Source organism: Halomonas tibetensis (genome assembly GCF_042643535.1).
In the GTDB taxonomy this organism is placed as follows: Bacteria; Pseudomonadota; Gammaproteobacteria; order Pseudomonadales; family Halomonadaceae; genus Halomonas; species Halomonas tibetensis.
Genome location: NZ_JBHRSQ010000009.1, coordinates 276746 through 299418, shown reverse-complemented (window position 1 = coordinate 299418; position 22673 = coordinate 276746). Strand labels below are relative to the sequence as shown.

At 64.9% G+C, this 22673-nt stretch carries 17 protein-coding genes and 1 pseudogene; 3 read left to right on the top strand and 15 right to left on the bottom strand.

Annotated features, from left to right (window positions below):
- Window positions 1–8: 8 nt before the first annotated feature.
- The 15 genes and pseudogenes from dgcA to ACFODV_RS07615 form a co-directional block, all read right to left on the bottom strand.
- Window positions 9–2093, bottom strand: coding sequence for a dimethylglycine demethylation protein DgcA (dgcA, locus tag ACFODV_RS07685; RefSeq protein ID WP_379757130.1), 2085 nt, complete (start codon window positions 2091–2093; stop codon window positions 9–11).
- Between the two features lie 12 nt (window positions 2094–2105).
- Window positions 2106–2651: a DUF5943 domain-containing protein gene (locus ACFODV_RS07680; protein ID WP_379757127.1), complete on the bottom strand. Its 546-nt coding sequence runs from the start codon at window positions 2649–2651 to the stop codon at window positions 2106–2108.
- Between the two features lie 2 nt (window positions 2652–2653).
- On the bottom strand, window positions 2654–3631 hold the full coding sequence (locus tag ACFODV_RS07675) for a dipeptidase (protein ID WP_379757124.1): 978 nt from the start codon (window positions 3629–3631) through the stop codon (window positions 2654–2656).
- Between the two features lie 227 nt (window positions 3632–3858).
- The gene (gene gbdR / locus ACFODV_RS07670; protein ID WP_379757121.1) at window positions 3859–4998 is read right to left on the bottom strand and encodes a choline metabolism transcriptional regulator GbdR; all 1140 of its coding nucleotides are present in this window, start codon (window positions 4996–4998) and stop codon (window positions 3859–3861) included.
- A gap of 333 nt (window positions 4999–5331) precedes the next feature.
- Window positions 5332–5646: pseudogene (locus ACFODV_RS07665) on the bottom strand (GTP 3',8-cyclase MoaA); the annotation flags it as partial.
- A gap of 28 nt (window positions 5647–5674) precedes the next feature.
- The gene (locus ACFODV_RS07660; RefSeq protein WP_379757118.1) at window positions 5675–6091 is read right to left on the bottom strand and encodes a putative zinc-binding protein; all 417 of its coding nucleotides are present in this window, start codon (window positions 6089–6091) and stop codon (window positions 5675–5677) included.
- Window positions 6092–6133: 42 nt separating this feature from the next.
- Entirely contained in the window at window positions 6134–6877 is a 744-nt protein-coding gene (locus ACFODV_RS07655) for a Crp/Fnr family transcriptional regulator (protein ID WP_379757115.1), read from the bottom strand.
- Window positions 6837–8090, bottom strand: a complete 1254-nt coding sequence (locus tag ACFODV_RS07650; protein ID WP_379757112.1) for a molybdopterin molybdotransferase MoeA — start codon at window positions 8088–8090, stop codon at window positions 6837–6839. The genes ACFODV_RS07655 and ACFODV_RS07650 overlap by 41 nt, the downstream gene beginning before the upstream one ends.
- Window positions 8087–8671 (bottom strand): molybdenum cofactor biosynthesis protein B, encoded by a 585-nt coding sequence (moaB, locus tag ACFODV_RS07645; protein ID WP_379757109.1) that lies wholly within the window; start codon window positions 8669–8671, stop codon window positions 8087–8089. The genes ACFODV_RS07650 and moaB overlap by 4 nt, the downstream gene beginning before the upstream one ends.
- Before the next feature lie 82 nt (window positions 8672–8753).
- On the bottom strand, window positions 8754–9575 hold the full coding sequence (locus ACFODV_RS07640; RefSeq protein ID WP_379757106.1) for a peptidylprolyl isomerase: 822 nt from the start codon (window positions 9573–9575) through the stop codon (window positions 8754–8756).
- 103 nt (window positions 9576–9678) lie between these two features.
- Window positions 9679–10356: a respiratory nitrate reductase subunit gamma gene (gene narI, locus ACFODV_RS07635; RefSeq protein ID WP_379757103.1), complete on the bottom strand. Its 678-nt coding sequence runs from the start codon at window positions 10354–10356 to the stop codon at window positions 9679–9681.
- Between the two features lie 13 nt (window positions 10357–10369).
- Window positions 10370–11143: a nitrate reductase molybdenum cofactor assembly chaperone gene (gene narJ / locus ACFODV_RS07630; protein ID WP_379757100.1), complete on the bottom strand. Its 774-nt coding sequence runs from the start codon at window positions 11141–11143 to the stop codon at window positions 10370–10372.
- The gene (gene narH, locus ACFODV_RS07625) at window positions 11136–12692 is read right to left on the bottom strand and encodes a nitrate reductase subunit beta (protein WP_379757097.1); all 1557 of its coding nucleotides are present in this window, start codon (window positions 12690–12692) and stop codon (window positions 11136–11138) included. The genes narJ and narH overlap by 8 nt, the downstream gene beginning before the upstream one ends.
- The gene (locus ACFODV_RS07620; protein ID WP_379757094.1) at window positions 12689–16471 is read right to left on the bottom strand and encodes a nitrate reductase subunit alpha; all 3783 of its coding nucleotides are present in this window, start codon (window positions 16469–16471) and stop codon (window positions 12689–12691) included. Before ACFODV_RS07620 ends, narH begins: the two co-directional genes overlap by 4 nt.
- A 213-nt stretch (window positions 16472–16684) precedes the next feature.
- Window positions 16685–17977 carry an MFS transporter gene (locus ACFODV_RS07615; protein ID WP_379757091.1) on the bottom strand — a complete coding sequence of 431 codons (1293 nt, stop codon included), beginning with the start codon at window positions 17975–17977 and terminating at the stop codon, window positions 16685–16687.
- Window positions 17978–18123: 146 nt separating this feature from the next.
- Here ACFODV_RS07615 and ACFODV_RS07610 point away from each other — a divergent pair, with 146 nt between their 5' ends.
- From ACFODV_RS07610 to ACFODV_RS07600, 3 genes are all read left to right on the top strand, one after another.
- A complete protein-coding gene (locus tag ACFODV_RS07610) occupies window positions 18124–20061 on the top strand; it encodes a type IV pili methyl-accepting chemotaxis transducer N-terminal domain-containing protein (protein ID WP_379757088.1) in 1938 nt (645 codons plus the stop codon).
- Window positions 20062–20067: 6 nt separating this feature from the next.
- Window positions 20068–20733 carry a two-component system response regulator NarL gene (gene narL / locus ACFODV_RS07605; protein WP_379757085.1) on the top strand — a complete coding sequence of 222 codons (666 nt, stop codon included), beginning with the start codon at window positions 20068–20070 and terminating at the stop codon, window positions 20731–20733.
- Between the two features lie 277 nt (window positions 20734–21010).
- On the top strand, window positions 21011–22603 hold the full coding sequence (locus ACFODV_RS07600; protein WP_379757082.1) for an antiporter: 1593 nt from the start codon (window positions 21011–21013) through the stop codon (window positions 22601–22603).
- Window positions 22604–22673 lie beyond the last annotated feature (70 nt).

Here is a 22673-nt window from a genome sequence, read left to right as displayed (position 1 = left end):
GCCAGGGGTTAAAAGTCCTTGCAGATCCGCAGAGCGTCATAGATCGCCGCATGGATATTGCGTGGCGCCGTGCAGTCGCCCAGGCGGAACAGCAGGAAGCCGTCACCCTCCTGCCCTCTCTCTTCCACCAGGCAGGGCTGGGGCTGGATGGCGTAGAGGGCTTCCAGATTCAGCTGGCCCTTGTTGCGGGACTGCGCCTTGAGGGCAAAGTAGAGGGCCTCGTCGGGACGCACGCCGTTCTCCACCACCACCTGATCGACGACCCGCTCTTCCAGGACGCCGGTGTACTCGTTCTCGAGCACCGCCACCAGGCTGTCGCCCTCGCGATAGACCTTATGCAGCGCAAGGTCGGAGGTCATGATCACCTCCTTTTCGTAGAGACTTCGGTAGTAGGTGGGAAAGGTAGTCCCCCCCACTGCCGCGCCGGGCTTGATGTCGTCGGTGACAATCTCTACCTTGGCGCCCTTGTCGGCCAGGTAGTCCGCTGCCGAGACGCCGGAAAACTCGCAGATGGCGTCAAAGATCAGCACGTTCTTGCCCGGTGCCACCTTGCCCGAGAGCACGTCCCAGGTGCTGACCACCAGGCTCTCTGTGGGGTCTTCCGAGTACGCCCAGCCCGGGACCTGACTCAGGAAGGGCTGGCCACCGGTGGCCAGCACCACAATATCCGGGCGCAGATCAAGCAGCGTCGCCTCGTCGGCGCGGGTGCCCAGGCGCAGGTCCACGTTCAGACGCGCCAGTTCCAGCTGGTACCAGCGGGTGATGCCGGCGATCTGATCGCGCTGGGGTGCCTGGGCGGCGATGGTGATCTGCCCGCCCAGCGCCTCCGCGACCTCGAACAGGGTCACGTCATGACCACGCTCGGCAGCAACGCGAGCCGCTTCCATGCCGCCGGGGCCACCGCCCACCACCACGACCTTGCGCTTGGGGCCTTCGCTCTTCTCGATGATATGAGGCAGGCCCATGTACTCTCGGGAAGTGGCGGCATTCTGGATGCACAGCACATCCAGGCCCTGGTACTGGCGGTCGATGCAGTAGTTGGCGCCCACGCACTGCTTGATCTGGTCAATCTGACCCATCTTGATCTTGGCGATCAGGTGCGGATCGGCGATGTGCGCCCGGGTCATGCCCACCAGGTCTACATAGCCGCCCTCGAGGATGCGCTGGGCCTGGTTGGGATCCTTGATGTTCTGGGCATGGATCACCGGCACCTTGACCACTTCCTTGATGCCCGCCGCCAGATGCAGGAAGGGCTCCGGCGGGTAGGACATGTTGGGAATGACGTTGGCCAGCGAGTTGTGAGTGTCGCAGCCCGAGCCAACCACGCCGAAGAAATCCACCTGACCGGTGGCATCGTAGTAGGTGGCGATCTGCTTCATGTCGTCGTGGGAGAGGCCATCCGGGTGGAACTCATCGCCGCAGATGCGCATGCCCACCACGAAATCGTCGCCGACCTCGGCACGTACCGCCTTGAGCACCTCCATGCCGAAACGCATGCGGTTCTCGAAGCTTCCGCCCCACTCATCCTCGCGCTTGTTGACCCGCGGGCTCCAGAACTGGTCGATCAAGTGCTGGTGCACGGCAGAGAGCTCGACGCCGTCGAGGCCCCCTGCCTTGGCCCGGCGGGCAGCCTGGGCGAAGTCACCGATGATGCGCCAGATCTCCTCCTCCTCGATGGTCTTGCAGGTGGAGCGGTGAACCGGCTCGCGGATACCCGAAGGCGACAGCAGGGTCGTCCAGTCGTAACCATCCCAGCGGGAGCGACGCCCCATGTGGGTGATCTGGATCATGATCTTGCCGCCGTGCTTGTGGACGGCATCCGCCAGATTCTGGAAATGCGGAATGATGCGGTCGGTCGCGAGGTTGACCGAGCTCCACCAGCCCTGGGGGCTATCGATGGAAACCACCGAGGAGCCGCCGCAGATACACAGGCCGCAGCCGCCCTTGGCCTTCTCCTCGTAGTACCTAACGTAGCGCTCGGTGGTCATGCCCCCGTCGGTGGCATAGACCTCGGCGTGGGCGGTGCTGACGACCCGGTTGCGGATGGTGAGCTTACCGATCTCGATCGGCTGGAAGATCGCATCGAATGCCATGGTGGTGACTCCTCAGCCCCGGGGGGTGTCGAGCGGACGGGTGACGAAACGACCCACGTCGCAGCCTTGTTCGGCGGCGCTCTGGGTCTGCTCGGCGACGGTGCGCAGCGTGCTGCCACGCGCGGCGAGAATCTGGTCCATGGCGCCAGCGAACCAGCCGGTGAACATGTACTCCACCTTGCGACCCACCTTGCCCAGCTGGTAGACGAAGGCGCTGTGTTCGAGGCGTACCTGGCAGGTGCCGGCCTCCACGTCGATGGCTTCCACGATGAAGTGCCCCCAGCCGCGCTGTGAGAGACGCCGCATGTAGTGTTCGAAGACGTCTACGCCGTCGAGCCCGTGCAGCTCGGCCTCCTTCTCGCACCAGTGCCAGGCGCTCTTGTAGCCGGCGTGATAGAGGATCTCGGCGTACTTATCCACACCCAACGCTTCCTCCACGGCCATGTGGTTGTTGATAAAGAAGTGCCGCGGTACATAGAGCATGGGCAGGGCATCGGTAGTCCAGACGCCGGTTTCGCTATCCACTTCGATGGGCAGTTCGGGGGTTATCTTGGTCATTGTCATGCCCCCCAGACGTCACGCAGTACCCGCATCCAGTTCTCACCCATGATCTTGCGCACCAGAGGCTCGCTGAAGCCGCGACGCAGCAGCGCCTCGGTAAGGTTGGGGAACTCGCCGATGGTGCGGATGCCCTCGGGGTTGATGATCTCGCCGAAGCGGGTCAGGCGGCGGGCATAGCCCTTGTCATGGGTCAGCCACTCGAAGAAGTCCTCGCCGTGGCCCTGGGTGAAGTCGGTACCGATGCCGATGGCATCCTCGCCGACGATATTCATCACGTACTCGATGGCCTCGACGTAGTCGTCGACAGTGGCGTCGATGCCGGCGCGCAGGAAGGGAGTGAACATGGTCACGCCGACGAAGCCGCCGCGGTCGGCGATGAACTTGAGTTCGGCGTCGGACTTGTTGCGGGGGTGTTCCTTGAGCCCGGAGGGCAGGCAGTGGGAGTAGCAGACCGGCTTCTCGGAGGCCTCGATCACCTCCCTTGAGGTGTTTCCGCCGACATGGGAGAGGTCGCACATGATGCCGACGCGATTCATTTCGGCAACGATCTCGCGACCGAAACCGGAGAGGCCTCCGTCGCGCTCATAGCAGCCGGTGCCTACCAGGTTCTGGGTGTTGTAGCACATCTGTACGATGCCCACGCCCAGCTGCTTGAAGACCTCCACGTAGCCGATCTGGTCTTCGAAGGCATTGGCGTTCTGAAAGCCAAACAGGATGCCGGTCCTGCCCTCCTCCTTGGCCCGGGTGATGTCGGCAGTCGTGCGCACGGGGCGGACCAGGTCGCGGCACTCGGCCATCAGCGCATTGGACCGGACGATGTTGTCGACGGTGGCCTGGAAGCCCTCCCAGACGGATACCGTGCAGTTGGCCGCCGTCAGACCTCCGCGTCGCATGTCCTCGAACAGCTCGCGGTTCCATTTGGCGATGATCAGGCCATCGATGACGACAGCGTCGTCGTGCAGCTCTCTTGGGGTCATGGGTGCCGCTCCGGGAAAGGAATTGACTCGACGGCAGCATAGCGTCGGCCCTCCCCGGCTCGTCGCCTGGAAGCGACGACGGGAATTCCAAAAACGTCATGGCTGTTGTGGGAGCGACGCACGACAGTGCCATGCCGTCCCGTGACGGGCCGGCATGGCGATCATTTCAGCAATGGCGATCGATTCAACAGAAGGTGTCAGGAAGGCAGAGGTCAGGAAAGCAGGTGTCAGTAGCGAATAGAAACGCTTGCGTAGGTCGGCTCACCACGAGCCTGGTCGAGGGCCATGACGGCGAAGGAGACCGGCTCGGCCGGAAAGACCTCGAACGACAGCAGTTCCAGGTTGGATCCCACCTGCTCACATGACGGTGGAACGGGCAGCCTGACCGGGCTCGCGCCCAGCCGTTCGTCTCGAGGCGGCTGGCCGAAGAACTCCCGGTAGCATTTCGAAAAGTGCGGGGTGGAGACGAAGCCACAGGCCGACGCCACCTCGATGATCGATATCGAGGTCTGTTTGAGCAGCTGTCGGGCGCGGGTCAGTCGCAGCTTGAGGTAGTAGCGCGACGGCGAGCAGAGCAGGTATTTCTGGAACAGACGCTCCAGCTGGCGACGCGACACGCCGACATAGGCCGCCAGCTCCTCGAGCTCGATGGGCTCCTCGAGGTTGGCTTCCATCAGCGCCACGATCTCCAGCAGCTTGGGCTGGGTCGTACCCAGGATATGCTTGAGGGGCACCCGCTGCAGGTCCTGCTCCCCGCGCACCCGGTCGCAGATGAACATCTCGGAAATCCCCGCCGAGAGTTCGCGGCCATGATCACGACCGATCAGCGTGAGCATCATGTCCAAGGGAGCTGTCCCGCCCGAGGCAGTCGCCCTGTCGCGGTCGATGGAGAACAACCGTGTCGTCAGCAGGGCACGGGGGAAGTGCTCCTGCATGGCGGCCAGGCACTCCCAGTGGACGCTGGTCTCGTAGCCATCCAAAAGCCCCGCCTTGGCCAGCGCCCAGCTACCGGTGCAGATGCCCCCCAGCCGACGAGAGAGGCGCGCCTGGCCCTGCAGCCAGATGACATGCTCACGCTGTACGGCGCGAGACGGCCCGACTCCGCCGCACACCACCACCATGTCCAGCGCCAACGGCACCGTGGTCGCCGCATCCGGTGTGACCTTGAGGCCATCGCTGGCGGAAATCGGCTCGCCATCGATGGTCAGGGTGAACCAGCGGTAAAGCTCTCGGCCGGCCAGCTGATTGGCCATGCGCAAGGGCTCAATGGCCGAGGCCAGCGAAAAGAGGGTGAAATTTTCCAGCAGCAGGAAGCCGATGGCCTGGGGGGCGGCCGGCTTCTGCGGCGCTTGGGGACGGGTCGTCATGGCGAGACTCCTGTACGGGCTCGTACTCGAGTTATTGTTATGTTCGCATCAGGACGCCCACCGATGTCTGGCTGTCGCGATCAGACAAGTCTGTTCCGATAGTCACCGCAAAGCGTCGCGATCTGACATGTCAGAGTTGCACACATGCCGGCGGGGAGCGAATGAATAACGACCATCCCGTCGCTTTCAGGGGGCCGAGATGTCGCACACAGGCATGGTCGAATACATCATTGTCGGCGGAAGCCCGCCAGGCCCTCCGAGATCGTCATTCGAGAGAAGATTCAGGCACGCTGGCCGACACTCGCCAAACGCATCATCCTCATGGGGTACTGGCTAGCCGCCGGTCATGTTCATGAAGCGCACCACCTTGACGTCGCCGTCGTTGGTGAAGTGGTGACGCTCGGGCTTCTTCGTCATGGCGGCGACGATAGTGGCCTTGAGGCGCTCGGTGTCGCCGGGGTAGCGGCGCAGAACGGCGCGCACGTCCACCGAGTGCTCGTTGCCGAGGCAGAGCAACAGGCGGCCCTCGGCAGTGACCCGCACCCGGTTGCAGGCGTCGCAAAAGTTGTGGCTATGGGGCGAGATAAAGCCAATGCGCGAGTCGCTGTCGGCCATACGGAAGTAGCGCGAGGGGCCCAGGGTGGTCTTGTGCGGCCGAAGTCGTCGACGAGAGCGCTCATGTCCGGGCCCTGGCGGGCGCCACGCCCGCCTCGGCGTCCACCGGCAGGCGGGCAATCAGCTCGCCCACCTCGATGGCCACCTCAGCGACGGTCTCCTCGTCATACAGCTGGCCGCGCCGCTTGCGCAAGCCACGCTCGTAGAGCTTGACGTGTTCGGTAGGAGTGACCCCGGCGTTGGCCAGGCAGTGGCTGGCGCAGTGCATCTGGCAGCCGTCAATGGCCACAATGGGCCGGCCGGAGCGAGCGGTGCGCACAAGACCCGGTACCCCGCCGCCGACGCCGGCGATGCAGGACATCTCGGCCGCACCCGAGTGATCCAGGCGCAGCGCCACGTCATTGGCCAGCTGGGCTACGTCGGAGCAGCCCGAACAGGAGTAGACCAGGGTGCGGGGCTTGCTGGTGGCTCGGGACATGTCGCCTCCCTCTTCCGGTGCGTCACCCACGTCCAGGGGACGTCAGGCGTCGGTCATCATGAAGTCGCGCAGCTTGTGCTCGTCGAGCACGGTCAGCCGCTGGCGGTCGATGTTGATGGCGCCGCTGTCGCGCAGCTTGCCCAGCAGCCGCGATAGGGTCTCGGGCGTCATGGCCAGCTGGGCCGCCAGCCAGCGCTTGGGAATGGTCAAGCGGACCACCCGGGGGGCTTTCATGCGTCCCGCCGGCAGCTGGCGCAGCACGTAGCTGACCAGCCGCGACATGGCGTCGCCCTGGGTGAGCAGCGCCAGATCTTCGAGCCGCTCTGTGAGCTCCAGCGCCAGGCGGCTCATGAACTCGGCCCGGCAGGCCGGTTGACAGTCCATGATCTCGCGGCAGCGAGCCGCAGGGATCGACAGCACATGGGTGCGGCGCAGCGCCTCGGAGGAGTAGAGATAGACCCCCGCGCTGGAGACCATGCTCAGCTCGCCCAGGGTGCCGCCGCGCTCGGCACAGCGGATGGTGGCCATGCGGCCGTCACCGGCGGAGCGCACCAGGCGCACGGTGCCGCTGATCACGATGTGCAACCACTCGGCCGGGGTCTCCTGGCGAAACAGCCATTCACGGGGCGTCAGAGTGCGCAGCACGGACGCCTCGAGCAGCGCCTCCACCTCATCGTCGGACAGCGCCGCGAGCCAGGAGACACCCAACACGAGCTCACGTAGCTGCTTGGGCTTGAACAGCAACTCAGTCGAGGAACTGGACGGCGGGACAGTAACCGTAGGCATGGCCTTCCTCCACATTATCGTTGGCATCGATCATCAGATAGCCGTGGGCTTGACTCGCCGCGCTGAGCATATGGGAGCCCTGGCCCCCGGCCAGGCGAGCCACCGGTGCACCAGAAGTCCAGTCGAGCACTACCCTAAGCAGTTCACGCCGCCCCTTCGGGCCACGCCGGGAGAAACCCGCGGTGACCGGAAAGCGCTGCAGCGGGGCTGCCTCGCGCCCCTGGCTGACCTGAACAAAGGGCAGCGCCAGCAGCTGCCAGCCCACCAGCGAAGCCACGGGGTTGCCCGGGAGGGCGATCAGCGGCGTGCCGTCGCTCAGTGAATCGCCCAGGTAGCCCAGGGCGAAAGGCTTGCCGGGTTTCATGGCCACGCCGTGGAAGGCAATACCGCCCAGACGTTCGATGACAGGCCGCACATGGTCCTCTTCGCCCACCGAAACGCCACCGGTACACACTACCAGATCGGCCTCGATGCGAGCCTCGGCAAAGGCCCGCTGCAGATCAAGGGAAGTGTCGGCGATCACGCCCAGATCGAGCACCTCACAGCCGGCCAGGGCCAGCAGAGCGTGCAACATGGCGCGATTGCTGTCGTAGACCTGGCCTGGCACCCGAGCACTGCCCGGCTCGATCAGCTCGTCGCCGGTGGAGAACAACGCCACCCTCAGGCGTCGCACCACGTTAACCTCGTCGATGCCATGGCTGGCCAGCAGGGCGATGGCCGCCGCGTCCAGGCGCGCCCCGACCGGCAGCAGCAGGTCGCCGACACGGGTCTCCTCGCCGCGGCGGCGGATATTGGCCCCCTCGGCGAGTTCGCCTTCGACGTGCACCCGGCCCTCGGCGTCCAGGTGCACCCGCTCCTGGGGCACCACGGCATCGGCGCCCAGCGGCACCGGCGCACCGGTGAAGATACGAGCGCAGCCCCCCTCAGGCAGCCTGAGCACGCCGGCACCGGCGGGCACGCGCAGCGCCACCGGCAGGCCCTCGAGAGAAATCTCGGCCAGGCGCAGGGCATAGCCGTCCATCGCGCTGTTGTCGACGCCCGGCATATCGAGGCCGGCCAGGGCATCCTCGGCCAGCACCCGGCGGGCGGCCTCGGCCAGGGCCACCCGTTCGGACCCGCGGATGGGCCGGGCCGCGGCGATCATCCGCGCCCGAGCGTCAAAGAGATCCAGCAGCCCGGGGGTGACGACCTCGGCACAGCCGCAGCCGCTCATGATTCCACCGTCCGGCGAGCCGCCTCGGGCTCGGCCCCCTGTCGGCTGAGGCAGGGCTTGGCGTCCGGCAACACCATGGCCACGAAGTTGCAGGGCCGAGTGCGGGCGTCGAGCTGGGCGACCAGGATGCCGTCCCAGGCGGTAGCGCAGGCCTTCGGCGAACCGGGCATGGCGAACACCAGAGTGCGGTCGATCAGCCCGGCCACGGCGCGGGACTGGATGGTGGAGGTGCCAATGCTGGCCAGCGACAGCTGACGGAACAGCTCGCCATAGCCGTCGATGGCCTTGTCAAACAAAGGCGCCAGCGCTTCGGGCGTGGTGTCGCGAGGTGTGAAGCCGGTGCCGCCATTGACCAGCACCACCTGGATGTCATCACGCACCACCCACTTCGAGACCACCGCGCGGATGCGATAGACATCGTCGGGGACGATGCAACGCTCAACCAGGGCATGGCCGGCCTCGGTGAGCCGTTTGGCGAGCAGGTCGCCGCTGCCGTCCTCGTCGAACCCGCGGGTGTCGGAGACCGTCAGCACGGCGATGCCCAGCGGGGCGAAGGGGGTATTGGCGTGAACGTGGGCCATGAAGTCCTCCTCACCGCCCGTGGCGCGGGCGGCAGATGCACAGAAACGTTGCGGGGCGCGAGGGCCGGGAATGGCCCTCGTCTCACTGCATCAGCGAGTTGGCGCTATCGTCGTCCAGGGTGACCCCCTCGACGCCGATCTCCGCCTCCAGCATCAGCAGGTAATGGCGCAGCGCACGACGGGTGGACTGCTCGCGCAGGCTGTGGCGCACGCGCTCGGCGACCTGATCAAAGGGCAGCTCGCGCCCCTCGATACGCTCGTCGATGACGACCACATGCCAGCCGTAGCGCGACGCCAGAGGGCGGTCATGCAGGCCCTCTGGGAGGTGCTGAAGGGCACGGTCCAGCTCGGGCACGGTCTGACCCGGGGCCAGCCAGCCCAGCTCTCCGCCCTGCTCCTTCGAGGGGCAGGCGGAGTGGCGCATGGCAAACTCGGTGAAGCGCTCGGGGATCTCGGCGAGCGCCTTGAGCAGCTTTTCACCCTCTCGGTAACCGGCATCCCGACCCTCCGCGTCGTCCGGTGCCGCCGCCAGCAGGATATGGCGCACCTTCACGAGGGTGGGCTCGCTGAAGCGCTCGGCGTGGGCGGCGTGGAAGCGGCGACAATCCTCCTCGGAGGGCTCCGGCACCTCCAACTCCTGCTCCAGCAGCGCGGCGATGGCGGTATCGCCCTCGTCCAGCGCCTCGCCGGACGCCTCGAGCAGGCCGAGGTCCGCGGCGCGCTGGCACAGCAGCTCGCGTACCACCAGCGCCCGGGCCGCCTTGAGCTGGGCCGTACCGGCGGAGTCCGCCGGATGGAACTGCATCTCCTGGGCGATGGCGGACTCCTCGATGGTGGCCCCGCCGACCCGGATGGGAGGAGGGCTCGCGCCGCCGGGAATCAGTTCGATATCGATCTTCTGCATAACATTTACCTCACTAGTGAAACTGAGCGAACGAAGCCAGGCCGGGCGGGGATCGGTAAAAGCCATCCGACCCCCAACAACGCGTGGCCGAGTGCCGACAGTTTCAGCCCCGCTTGCGCACCAGCTGATAACGCCGAGTGACGTAGCCGAAGGGCACGCTCCAGACGTGAACCAGACGGGAGAAGGGGAAGACCAGGATGAGGGTCAGACCCAACAGGATGTGCAATTTGTAGATGAAGCTCACGCCATCCAGATACTGAGCCGCGCCGCCCTGGAAGAAGACGATGGACTGTGCCCAGCCGGCAAGCTGGATCATCACGCTGCCGTCCAGATGGCCCAGGGCCGGGATGATGGTCAGCAGGCCCAGTGAGACCTGCACGACCAGCAGCACGATGATGAAGGTATCCATCGGGCTTGAGGAGGCGCGAACCCGCGGGTGGGTGATGCGACGATAGGCCAGCATGGCGCCGCCCACCAGACACATGACGCCGGCGATGCCGCCAACGACGATGGCCACAACCTGCTTGGCACCGGCGCTGATGAAGGGCTCATAGAGCCAGTGAGGCGTCAGTAGACCCACCAGGTGACCGAAGAAGATGACGATAATGCCGACGTGGAAGAGGTTGCTGGCCAGCCGCATGTTCCTCGAGGTGAGCATCTGGCTCGAGCCGGCCTTCCAGGTGTACTGGCCGTGGTCGAAGCGCAGCAGGCTACCTACCAGGAAGATAGTGCCGGCCAGGTAGGGGTAGAGCCCGAAAAGCAGTGTGTTGAGATAGTTCATGACGGGTCTCCGTTCAATGTTTCCGGGCGGAAGCGGCCGGGTCTAGTACCCGCACCGCCTCGCTCTGGGTAACGTTCTTGCGCTCCGCCAGCCGCCGTCCCTCGGCAGACTGAAGCGCGCAGTCCTCGTCGGACTCGGCAGAGAAGCGCACCGCCTCCTCTTCCCAAACCGCATCCAGCGCCTCGGGGGTGTCATCGCGCTTTTCGCCCTTGACCTCCTCGCGGTGGGCATCGGCCTCGGCCTCGGCGCCGATCAGCGCCAGCAGGGCTCGTGGCACCAGGGCATGATCGGCATCGCGATCCTCGAGGCGCGCCGTGAGAAGCCCGAGGATATGGCGGATCTCGCCGAGCCAGCGGCCGACTTCGGCGTCGTCGCAGGTGGAGAGGTACTCCAGGAACACCGGCAGATAGTCGGGCAGCTCCCGGGCGTCCAGCTCGAAGCCAGCGGCCTTGTACTCGTCCATCAGGTCGACCATGGCCTGGCCGCGGTCGCGGGACTCACCGTGAACGTGCTCGAACAGCAGCAGCGAGGTGGCGCGTCCCTTGTCGAACAGGGCCACGTACTCGGACTGCAGTTCCAGCAGGTCACCGTCGGCGGTGCGCTGGCACCAGTCCATCAGGGCGGTGCGCAGCGCCGCCGACAGGCGGCGCTCCTGGTCGATGATCTCGATGAGCTCGCCGGCCGCAGCCTGGAGCTCCTCGGTGGGGTAGTCGAGCAGGCGGGCCAGCACTCGCAGGCTGCGCATGCCAACGGCCGGTTCTGCCATCTTGAGAGCGGCATCAGTCATTGCGAGCGTCCTCGGTTTGCGGATCATAGGATTCCACCGGCTTGACCAGGGTGGCGGTCTGGGAGCGGCCGTTGAACAGGCTCGGCTTGCTCTCGCCGTGGCAGCCGTCGCCGAAGGTGAAGCCGCAGCCGCCGCGCTCCGGGAAGGCCTCGGTGGCCATCTCGCGGTGGCTGGTGGGGATCACGAAGCGATCCTCGTAGTTGGCGATGGCGAGATAGCGATACATCTCTTCTACCTGGGCCACGCTCAGTCCCACTTCCTCCAGGACCTCGGCATCGGGCTGCCCTTCCACGTGCTTGCCACGCATGTAAACGCGCATGGCCATCAGGCGCTTGAGGGCCAGTACCACGGGAGCCTCCTCACCGGCCGTGAGCATGTTGGCCAGATACCGAACCGGGATGCGCAGCGACTCGATCTTCGGCATCACGCCGTCGAACTCGATCTTGCCGGCCTCGGCGGCGGACTGGATTGGCGAGAGCGGCGGCACGTACCAGACCATCGGCAGGGTGCGGTACTCGGGGTGCAGCGGCAGGGCCAGGCCCCACTCCATGGCCATCTTGTAGACCGGCGACGCCTGGGCAGCGGCGATCACGTTGTCCTGGATGCCGTCCCGCTTCGCCTGGGCGATCACTTCCGGGTCGTTGGGATCCAGGAAGATCTCGCACTGGCGATGATAGAGATCACGCTCGTCCGGGGAGCTGGCCACTTCCTCGATGCGGTCGGCATCGTAGAGCAGCACGCCGAGGTAGCGGATGCGACCCACGCAGGTCTCCGAGCAGATGGTCGGCTGACCGGCCTCGATGCGCGGGTAGCAGAAGATGCACTTCTCGGATTTCCCGGTCTTCCAGTTGTAGTAGATCTTCTTGTACGGGCAGCCGGAGATGCACATCCGCCAGCCGCGGCACTTGTCCTGGTCGATCAGGACGATGCCGTCTTCCTCGCGCTTGTAGATCGCACCGGAAGGGCACGACGCCACACAGGTGGGATTGAGGCAGTGCTCGCACAGCCGCGGCAGGTACATCATGAAGGTGTTCTCGAACTGGCCGTAGATATCGGCCTGCACCTTCTCGAAGTTCATGTCCTTGCGGCGCTTGGCGAACTCGGTGCCAAGAATATCCTCCCAGTTCGGGCCCCACTCGATCTTCTGCATGCGCTCGCCGGAGATCAGCGACCGGGGACGCGCCACCGGCTGATGCTTGCCGATCTTGGCGGTATGCAGGTGCTCATAGTCGAAGGTGAACGGCTCGTAGTAGTCGTCGATCTCCGGCAGGTCGGGGTTGGCGAAGATATTCGCCAAGACCCGCCACTTGCCACCGATGCGCGGCTCGATCTTTCCATCCTTGCGGCGCATCCAGCCGCCCTTCCATTTCTTCTGGTTCTCCCACTCCTTGGGATAGCCAATGCCGGGCTTGGTCTCGACGTTGTTGAACCAGGCGTACTCGACGCCTTCACGGCTGGTCCAGACGTTCTTGCAGGTCACCGAACAGGTGTGGCAACCGATGCATTTGTCGAGATTAAGGACCATGCCTACCTGGGAACGAATTTTCATTTGACGGCCTCCTGCACGCTGTCATTGCCCTCTTCATCCAGCCAGTCGATATGCTTCATCTTGCGAACCAGGACGAATTCATCGCGGTTGGAGCCGACGGTGCCGTAGTAGTTGAAGCTGTAGGAGAGCTGGGCGTAGCCGCCGATCATGTGGGTCGGCTTCGGACAGACCCGGGTCACGGAGTTGTGGATACCGCCGCGAGTGCCGGTAATCTCGGAGCCCGGCACGTTCACGTTGCGCTCCTGGGCGTGGTACATCATCACCATGCCGTCCTTGACCCGCTGGCTGACCAGCGCCCGCGCCGCGATGGCGCCATTGGCGTTGTACAGCTCGATCCAGTCGTTGTCCTCGATGCCGATCGATGCCGCATCGGGTTCAGAGAGCCAGACTACCGGGCCGCCGCGGTTGAGCGTCAGCATCATCAGGTTGTCGCTGTAGGTGGAGTGGATACCCCACTTCTGGTGCGGTGTGATGAAGTTCAGCGCCTTGCTCGGGTTACCGTTGTCCTCGGGCAGCTTGAAGCCCTTGGCCGCCTTGGTATCGATCGGCGGACGATAGACCAGCAGGCTCTCGCCGAAGGCGCGCATCCAGGCGTGATCCTGATAGAACTGCTGGCGACCGCTGACGGTGCGCCAGGGGATCATCTCGTGAACGTTGGTATAGCCGGCGTTGTAGGAGACATGCTCATCCTCTAGGCCGGACCAGGTCGGGCTGGAGATGATCTTGCGGGGCTGAGCGACGATGTCGCTGAAGCGGATCTTCTCGTCTTCCTTGGGGTGCGCCAGGTGGGTGTGGTCCCGCCCGGTGATCTTGCCCAGCGCCTGCCAGGCCTTCACCGCCACCTGGCCGTTGGTCTCCGGCGCCAGGGTCAGGATCATCTCGGCCGCGTCGATGGCGCTCTCGATCAGCGGGCGCCCCTTATGCGGGCCGTCCAGCTTGCAATGGTTGAGCTTGCCGAGCAGCTCCACCTCGGACTCGGTGTTCCAGCTGATGCCCTTGCCGCCGTTGCCGATGCTTTCGAGCAGCGGGCCCACGGAAGTGAAGCGCTCGTAGGTCTCGGGGTAGTTGCGCTTGACCTCGATCAGCGCCGGCATGGTCTTGCCTGGGATGAGCTCGCACTCGCCTTTCTTCCAATCCAGCACGGCGGGCTGGGCCAGCTCGGCGGGGGAGTCGTGCTGGTGCGGCAGGGTGACCAGGTCGGTCTCTTCGCCCAGGTGCCCCACGCAGGCCTTGGAGAACGCCTTGGCGATGCCCTTGTAGATATCCCAGTCGCTGCGCGACTCCCACGCCGGGTCGGTGGCCGCAGTGAGCGGGTGGATGAAGGGGTGCATGTCCGAGGTGTTGAGGTCGTTCTTCTCGTACCAGGTGGCCGTGGGCAGCACGATGTCCGAGTAGAGACAGGTGGTGGACATGCGGAAGTCAAGGGTCACCAGCAGGTCGAGCTTGCCCTCGGGCGCCTCGTCGTGCCATTTGACCTCTTCCGGCTTCTGGCCGCCGAAATCGCCCAGATCCTTGCCCTGGATGCCATGACGGGTCCCCAGCAGGTACTTGAGCATGTACTCGTGGCCCTTGCCAGAACTGCCGAGCAGGTTGGAGCGCCAGATGAACATGTTGCGCGGGAAGTTCTCCGGGGCATCCGGGTCTTCCGCGGCGAACGCCAGCTCGCCGCTCTTGAGCTGCTGGACGGCATAGTCCTTGGTGGACATACCGGCCGCCTCGGCCTTCTTCGCCAGGCCCAGCGGATTGGTGTTCAACTGCGGGGCGGAGGGCAGCCAGCCCATGCGCTCGGAGCGCACGTTGAAGTCGATCAGGCTCCCCGGATAGTCCTCGACCTTGACCAGCGGCGAGAGGATCTCCTTGATCTCGAGCTTCTCGTAGCGCCACTGGGAAGAGTGGCTATAGAAGAACGACGTGGAGTTCATGTGGCGCGGCGGGCGCTGCCAGTCGAGGCCGAAGGCCAGCGGGGTCCAGCCGGTCTGGGGGCGCAGCTTCTCCTGGCCAACATAGTGGGCCCAGCCGCCACCGCTCTGGCCGATGCAGCCGCACATGACCAGCATATTGATCAGGCCGCGGTAGTTCATGTCCATGTGGTACCAGTGGTTCATGCCGGCACCCACGATGATCATGGAGCGACCACGGGTCTTGTCGGCGTTGTCGGCGAACTCACGGGCGATGCGGGTGGCCTGCTCGGCGGATACGCCGGTAATCTTCTCCTGCCAGGCCGGGGTGTAGGGACGAATCTGATCAAAAGACGTCGCACCGTCATCTTCGCCGTCGCCGACAAAGCCGCGGTCGATGCCGTAGTTGGCGCACATCAGGTCGAACACGGTGACCGCCAGCATCTCGCTGCCGTCGGCCTTCTTCATCCGCTTGACGGGCAGGTTGTGGAACAGAAGGTCATCCGCGGCACCCACGCCTTCGCCCTTCACATGCTCGAAGTGCTCATGCTCGATGCCACCGAAGTAGGGGAACGCCACTCTGGCGACGCTATCGTGGTGGTCGGCCAGGGTCAGCAGCGGCTTGATCTCGGTGCCCTCGGCGTCCAGCGGCTCGAGGTTCCACTTGCCGATTTCGTCACCGGTCTCGCCCCAGCGGAAGCCGATGGAGCCACGCGGTACGACGAGCTGGTCGCGGGTCTCGTCCCATGCCACGGTCTTCCACTCGGGATTGTTCGCCTGGCCCAGGCTGGCATCGAAATCGCTGGCGCGCAGCTGCCTGCCAGGCGCGTAGCTGCCATCTTCGCGGGGCTCCAGCTCCACCAGGAAGGGCATGTCGGTGTACTGGCGCACGTACTCGGTGAAGTAGGTGCTGGGCTTGTCGAGGTGGAACTCCTTGAGAATGACGTGCCCCATGGCCATGGCCAGGGCGGCATCGGTGCCCTGCTTGGCGGAGAGCCACTCGTCGGTGAGTTTGGAGACCTCGGCATAGTCCGGGGTGATGGAGACGGTCTTGGTCCCCTTGTAGCGCACCTCGGTAAAGAAGTGGGCATCCGGCGTCCGGGTCTGGGGCACGTTGGATCCCCAGGCGATGATGTAGCCGGAGTTGTACCAATCGGCCGATTCCGGCACGTCGGTCTGCTCGCCCCAGGTCATGGGTGAGGCCGGCGGCAGGTCACAGTACCAGTCGTAGAAGCTCATGCAGACGCCGCCGATCAGCGACAGATAACGGCTGCCCGCGGCGTAGCTGACCATGGACATGGCGGGGATCGGCGAGAAACCGATGATGCGGTCCGGGCCGAACTGCTTGGCAGTGTAGACGTTGGAGGCAGCGACCAGCTCGTTGAGCTCGTCCCAGTTGGCCCGCACGAAGCCGCCCATGCCGCGGACGGTCTTGTACTGCTTGGTCTTGGCCGGATCCTCGACGATGGAGGCCCAGGCATCCACCGGATCTTTCTGCTCCTTCAAGGCGTCGCGCCACAGCTTGAGCAGCGGTTTACGGATCAACGGATACTTGAGCCGGTTGGCGCTGTACAGGTACCAGGAATAGCTGGCGCCCCGCGGGCAGCCGCGCGGTTCGTGGTTGGGCAGGTCCGGGCGGGTGCGGGGGTAGTCGGTCTGCTGGGTCTCCCAGGTGACCAGGCCGTTCTTGACGTAGATCTTCCAGCTGCAGGAGCCGGTGCAGTTCACGCCATGGGTGGAACGCACGACCTTGTCGTGCTGCCAGCGCTGACGATAGCTGTCTTCCCAGTCGCGCGACTCCTCGCGGGTTTCGCCATGCTCGTTGGCGAAGGGCTCGCGGGCCTTGCGAAAGAAGTTCAGCCGATCAATGAAGTGACTCATGGTCGATCTCCAGGCTTCTTGAAAAGTGGGTGTGACCGCCCTGGGCCACCCGGCCTGCCGTGCGGCGTGACGCAGTGGACCGCACGCCAGGCAGGAACCTTGTTGAGGATTCTGGGTGATCGCGCGGCGGATTACTGCCTGGTTACCTCCATATACCGCTCCTCTACCCACAAGGTGATAGGCCCACCGAACTTGAGGAATAAGCCCCTCGGATCAGACTCTCACCGAAGTGCCGCTGGCATGATCCCAGACCATCACCAGCATGCAGACGACCAGCGAGGCGTAGAGGAACATGAAGCCAACAGTGCGGATGCCGAGCCACTCGTTGCCCACCACGAAGATCAGCGGCAGCAGGGCGGCGAAGAGCCCGCCCAGGGTCAGCGCCAGCCCGCCTGCCAGGGGCATCTCATCGCCGAGGTCGCGATGGATCAGGCGCATGAGGCTGCCCTGGCCGATGCCCATGGCCATGCCCATTGCGGTCAGTACCGACAGAAAACCCCACAGAGGGGCCTCGTAGCGCAGATTGATCGCGCCGTGGACACCCTCGATCTGCATGGCGAAGGGAGGGTAGGAGAGCAGGAACAGGCAGACCAGCACGAAGGCGCTGACCCACCAGCGCAGGGCGCGGAAATCTCTGGCGTCTGCCCAGATGCCGCCGGCCACCTGACCCAGGCCCACCGCCAGGGTGAAAGGCAGGGCGGCCAGCGCCGCCTCCTTGAGAGAGAGTGAGTATTGGGCACCGAGATAGGCGGGCAGCCACAGCGCCAGGGCCACGAAGGTGCCATAAAAGAAGCTGTAGACCAGCGCCAGGCGCCACAGCCGCCAGCAGGCCAGCCGCTCCAGGGCGGCGCGCATTGATCGGCGCCGAGCCCGTGCGCCGATCTGCCGCCGTGGGGACTCGTCGACGCGGTCGTCGGCAAACAGCCACAACAGCGCGGCCACCAGCAGAACCGGCAGCAGATACAGCAGCGGAGCGGTACGCCAGCCGTAGGCCTGACTGATCAACGGCAACAGCAGGTAGCTGAGCCCGGCCCCGACCATCCCTGCGCCATAGAGCCCCAGTGCCAGGCCGGCGTGCCGGCGCGGACAGAGCTCCGCCACGTAGACCAGCCCCGCGGCAAGGGACCCGGCGCCCAGACCCAGGCCGGCCCCGGCCAGCAGGAAGTGGTGATAGTCACGGGAGTGGGAGAGCCCCCACAGGAAAGGGCAGATCAACAGCAGGCAGGCGATCATCACCCGGCGCCCACCGAAGCGCTTCGCCATGCCCACCATGGGCAGCGCTGCCAGGGCGCCCACCGCCATGGGCATCGCCAGCAGCACGGCGAAACGCACCTCGCCAAAGCCATGCAGCGCCTTGAGCTCCAGTCCCAGCACCGCGAAGATGGTCCAGCTGGCGAAGACCAGCGCGAAGGCCAGCGGCGAGAGCAGCACCACGACCAGGGGCCGGTAGCCCCCGGTCGGGTCCTGGTCTAGGTCCTGATCGAGGTCGTTGGCGGCTGGCATCATCGGGGGGCCGAGAAGTGGAAAGGGTTTCGCAAGAGTCTCGGGACCCCGGCCACGGCGGTCAAAGGAGCATAGGAGGTACGCGTTCTACCCACTAGGGCGTAGTAGGTAGTAGACTGACGTGGCTTTCTGATCGAGTACGAGACGCAATGAGACTGCTGCGACACTCCCTGGTAGCTCGGGTCATCGCCTCGCTGCTGGCCATCAGCGCCATGGCGCTGATCAGCATCGTGGTGACCATGACCGTGGCAAGCGGCAGCCGCGGCGACTCCGCCGCCATCAACATGGCCGGCTCGCTGCGCATGAATACCTACCAGATCGTGGCCGCCCTGCAGCGTTTCGAGCATCAGCCTGGCGCCGAGACACGCGCTCGCGTGGCCGAACTGGCTGAGCGCTTCGCGCAGCGACTGGCCAGCCCCGAACTGACCGACGCCCTGCCTGACGCCGATGATCACGCCCTGCAGAGCCAGCATCGGCGGCTCCTGAACCGCTGGGAGCAGGAGCTGGCTCCCCAGGTGGCGCTGGCCATCAGCGGCAGCGGTGTGAACCCCGACGCACTTCGCATTACCCTTGATGACCTGGTCGCCGAGATCGACGCCATGGTCACCCTGCTCGAGCAGAACAGTGAATCCAAGATACAGCTGCTCAGTGCCCTGCAGATCCTTTTTCTGAGTCTGACCGCCGTGGTGGTGGTGATCGCCCTCTACGACATCCGTCACAATCTGGTGCTGCCGCTGCGCCAGCTGGTGGTGCTGGCCCGAGAGGCCACCCACCGCAACTTCGGCCACCGCACCCGGCTGACCGGCAACGATGAGCTGGCACTCCTCGGCCGCACCTTTGACGCCATGGCCGAGGAACTCGGGGCCAGCTACGCCAAGCTGGAGGCACGGGTATCGCGCAAGAAGGCCGAGCTGGAGCGCAGCAACCGCGCCATGCAGGTGCTGCATGAAGGTAGCCGCGCCCTCTACGGTGGTGGCAACGATCTCTGCGCCAGTGCCGCCCCGATGCTGCGCCGCCTGGAGCAGCTGCTGGAGATCGGCCCCATTCGGCTTTCGCTCCACGATCACTACGAAGACCGCGAGATTCCCATACTGGCCACCCACTCGCCGCGTCGTCCCGAGTATTGCCGCGATCACGGGTGCCATGCGTGCCTGATCGACCCAAAGCCGTTGACGCTGCAGGAGACTGATGCCAGCGAGTGCCTGCTGCTGCCGGTCAGCGTGGGCGACCTGATGCTCGGCACCCTGGAGGTGTGGTACGCCAAGGAGCCGCCGCTGCCCGACAGCGTGAAGCGCCTGCTCAACGCCTTGGCCGATCAGCTGGCAACGGCAATCTACCTGCAGCGGCGCATCGAGGAGCAGCAACAGATCACGCTGATGAACGAGCGCACCACTATCGCTCGGGAGCTCCATGACTCCCTGGCCCAGTCGCTTTCCTACCTGAAGATGCAAGTGGCGCGGCTGGAGCGCATGCAAGCCAAGGGGATCGCCCAGGAGACCCAGGCCGCCGTATTCGACGAACTGCGCACCGGACTGGACAGCGCCTACCGCCAGCTGCGCGAGCTGCTCACTACCTTCCGCCTTAAGCTCGAGGGGCCTGGGCTGGCCAGCGCCCTGCGACAGACCGTCATGGAGTTCGGCGACCGTCTCGGCATCCGAGTGGCACTCAATCTCGACCTACCGCCCCATATACTCAATCCCAACGAGGAGATTCACGTGCTGCAGGTGGTGAGGGAAGCGCTGGCCAACGTGGTCAAGCACGCCAACGCCCACTGGGCGGAGGTCACGGTGAGCTTCCGCGAAGCTCGGCTGCACGTGATCATCGAGGATGACGGTGTAGGCCTCGAAAGGGATAGTTCACCCCCCATGCACTACGGCCTGGTAATCATGCGTGACCGCGCCGAGACCCTAGGCGGTGAGCTGGCTCTCGGTAACCGCGCAGGCGGCGGCACCCGGGTAGCGCTGGTCTTCACCCCGCAGACCGCGCGCCTGATCAGCCAGCACGTCGGAGCAGACAGCCGCCCCGCACCCACCGTCGACACCTTGGTCGACGCCATCGCCACTGATCCTCACGGGAACAGGGAATAAGCCAGGATGACCGACAAGACGCCAGATGCCCCCGCCAGTATCCTGATCATCGACGACCACCCGCTGCTGCGCCGCGGCGTCTCCCAGCTGCTGGAACTGGAAGACGACCTCGAGCTGGTCGGTGAAGCCGGCGAGCCCGAGGCAGGGATTCGCCTGACGCTCGAGCTCGACCCGGACATGGTGCTGCTCGACCTCAACATGCCCGGCATGAACGGCATCGAAACCCTCAAGCGTCTTCGCGAGGAGGGCTTCGCCGGCAGAGTCGTGATGTTCACCGTTTCCGACCAGGAGGAGGACGTGGTAGATGCCCTCCAGGCGGGCGCCGACGGCTACCTGCTCAAGGACATGGACCCTGACGAGCTGGTTCGCCAGATGCGCCAGGTTTCCCTGGGGCGAATGGTGATCAGTGAGAGCCTCACCGCCCTGCTAGCCGGGGCGCTACGCAGCCAGCGCAGCCAGCCGGCGGCACCCGACATCCACAGCTTGACCCAGCGCGAGCGGGAGATTCTTTGCGAGCTGGCCGGAGGTCTCTCCAACAAGATGATCGCCCGCAGGCTGGATATCACCGAAGGCACGGTGAAGGTGCACGTCAAGCACCTGCTCAAGAAGCTCAATCTGCGCTCCCGGGTAGAGGCCGCGGTGTGGGCCGTGCAGGAGGGGGTAGACCGCTAGGGGCGGGGGTTCTCTGTGGATACCTCCAAATAATCCCGGGGCGCCTCCGCCCCTCTTATCTCCGGCTCAAATCTAGATAAAGAATTGTATAAACAGCAAGTTGCGACTACTCTCTTTCTACCTCCCAGTAGGTACTTCGCCGTTTTCGGAACGTTTTCAGCACGTTTCGCGCCTTTCCGGTCAGGCGTATCTTTCCCCCCAAGACTCCTCGCCTTGATATCGGTCAACCGATGCCGGGCGACGTGAGCATACCGCTGGACCTCAAGGGGAAAACACCATGACCAGAAAAAATGTCGACATCGAACACTGGGATGTCGAGAACGAGGAGTTCTGGAAGCAGGAGGGCAAAAAAGTCGCCACCCGCAACCTCTGGATCTCCATTCCGAGCTTGCTGTTGGGGTTTGCCGTCTGGCTGATGTGGGGAATGATCACCACCCAGATGCAAAACCTCGGCTTCTCGTTCACTATCGGAGAGCTGTTTACTCTGACCGCGCTGGCGGGCCTCTCCGGGGCGACCCTGAGGATCCCGGCCTCGTTCATGATTCGCATTGCCGGCGGGCGCAACACCGTCTTCCTGACCACCTCGCTGCTGATGATCCCGGCACTGGGTACCGGCATCGCCCTGATGAACCCGGATACGCCGCTGTGGGTGTTCCAGGCCCTGGCGCTGCTCTCAGGCATAGGCGGCGGCAACTTTGCTGCCTCCATGAGCAATATCTCCACCTTCTACCCGAAGAAGCAGCAGGGCTATGCCCTGGGCATGAACGCCGGCCTCGGCAATTTCGGCGTCACCACCATGCAGGTGCTGATCCCGCTGGTGATGACCGTGGGGATCTTCGGTGCCATCGCCGGCGGGCCGCTGGAGCTGCAGAGCGCCAGCGGCACCCTGATCGGCCGCATCGAGGCGGGCACCGACACCTGGATCCAGAACGCCGGCTTCATCTGGCTGGTGTTCCTGATCCCGCTGGCGTTTGCCAGCTGGTTCGGGATGAACAACCTGCGCACCATCACCCCGGACCCGGGTACGCCGGTACAGGCCTTTGGCAAGATCCTCGGCCTCTACGGCGTGGGTGCCGTCACCAGCGTGATCGGCATGTTTGCCCTGGTATGGCTCAACATGTGGATTGCCCTGCCGCTGACCATCCTGCTCACCGTGTTCGCGCTGCGAATGATCCCAGGTGACATCAAGCCCAATATCCAGAAACAGTTCGCGATCTTCTCGAACAAGCACACCTGGTCGATGACGATCCTCTATATCCTGACCTTCGGCTCGTTTATCGGCTTCTCCGCGGCGCTGCCGCTCTCCATCAACGTCATCTTCGGCAACATGATGGAAGTGGCCGCCGACGGCACCATCACCCGGGTAGCCAACCCCGACGCCCCCAGCGCCCTGACCTGGGCCTGGATCGGCCCCTTCGTGGGCGCTCTGATCCGTCCCATCGGCGGCTGGATCTCCGACAAGGTGGGCGGCTCCATCGTCACCCAGATCATCTCGGTGATCATGGTAGTGGCCTCTGCTGCGGCCGGCTGGGTCATGATGCAGGCCTACAATGCCACCGATCCGAACAGCTACTTCGCGGTCTTCATGATTCTGTTCGTGATCCTGTTCGCCGCCAGCGGCATCGGCAACGGCTCCACCTTCCGCACCATCGGCGTGATCTTCGACCAGCACCAGAAGGGCCCGGTACTGGGCTGGACCTCCGCCGTCGCCGCCTACGGCGCTTTCATCGCCCCGCGGGTGATGGGCGAGCAGATCCAGGCCGGTACCCCGGAGTTGGCCATGTACGGCTTCGCGATCTTCTACGCGCTCTGTTTGGTGATCAACTGGTGGTTCTATCTGCGCAAGAACGCCTACGTGAAGAATCCCTGAACCATCGCCCACTGCCCGGCGACCGGGGATAGGCTCTCAGCCAACCGGTCGCCCCGCCCCTGCTCCCTGC

Coding starts and splice junctions, on each gene's coding strand:
- gbdR (WP_379757121.1), bottom strand. CDS start 4,998: ATGACGACCCGTCCCCAAGCGCCGCAGAAGCCGGCCGCCCCCCAGGCC.
- dgcA (WP_379757130.1), bottom strand. CDS start 2,093: ATGGCATTCGATGCGATCTTCCAGCCGATCGAGATCGGTAAGCTCACC.
- ACFODV_RS07600 (WP_379757082.1), top strand. CDS start 21,011: ATGACCAGAAAAAATGTCGACATCGAACACTGGGATGTCGAGAACGAG.
- ACFODV_RS07660 (WP_379757118.1), bottom strand. CDS start 6,091: ATGTCCCGAGCCACCAGCAAGCCCCGCACCCTGGTCTACTCCTGTTCG.
- narL (WP_379757085.1), top strand. CDS start 20,068: ATGACCGACAAGACGCCAGATGCCCCCGCCAGTATCCTGATCATCGAC.
- narJ (WP_379757100.1), bottom strand. CDS start 11,143: ATGACTGATGCCGCTCTCAAGATGGCAGAACCGGCCGTTGGCATGCGC.
- ACFODV_RS07615 (WP_379757091.1), bottom strand. CDS start 17,977: ATGATGCCAGCCGCCAACGACCTCGATCAGGACCTAGACCAGGACCCG.
- narH (WP_379757097.1), bottom strand. CDS start 12,692: ATGAAAATTCGTTCCCAGGTAGGCATGGTCCTTAATCTCGACAAATGC.
- ACFODV_RS07675 (WP_379757124.1), bottom strand. CDS start 3,631: ATGACCCCAAGAGAGCTGCACGACGACGCTGTCGTCATCGATGGCCTG.
- moaB (WP_379757109.1), bottom strand. CDS start 8,671: ATGGCCCACGTTCACGCCAATACCCCCTTCGCCCCGCTGGGCATCGCC.
- ACFODV_RS07610 (WP_379757088.1), top strand. CDS start 18,124: ATGAGACTGCTGCGACACTCCCTGGTAGCTCGGGTCATCGCCTCGCTG.
- ACFODV_RS07650 (WP_379757112.1), bottom strand. CDS start 8,090: ATGAGCGGCTGCGGCTGTGCCGAGGTCGTCACCCCCGGGCTGCTGGAT.
- narI (WP_379757103.1), bottom strand. CDS start 10,356: ATGAACTATCTCAACACACTGCTTTTCGGGCTCTACCCCTACCTGGCC.
- ACFODV_RS07620 (WP_379757094.1), bottom strand. CDS start 16,471: ATGAGTCACTTCATTGATCGGCTGAACTTCTTTCGCAAGGCCCGCGAG.
- ACFODV_RS07640 (WP_379757106.1), bottom strand. CDS start 9,575: ATGCAGAAGATCGATATCGAACTGATTCCCGGCGGCGCGAGCCCTCCT.
- ACFODV_RS07680 (WP_379757127.1), bottom strand. CDS start 2,651: ATGACCAAGATAACCCCCGAACTGCCCATCGAAGTGGATAGCGAAACC.
- ACFODV_RS07655 (WP_379757115.1), bottom strand. CDS start 6,877: ATGCCTACGGTTACTGTCCCGCCGTCCAGTTCCTCGACTGAGTTGCTG.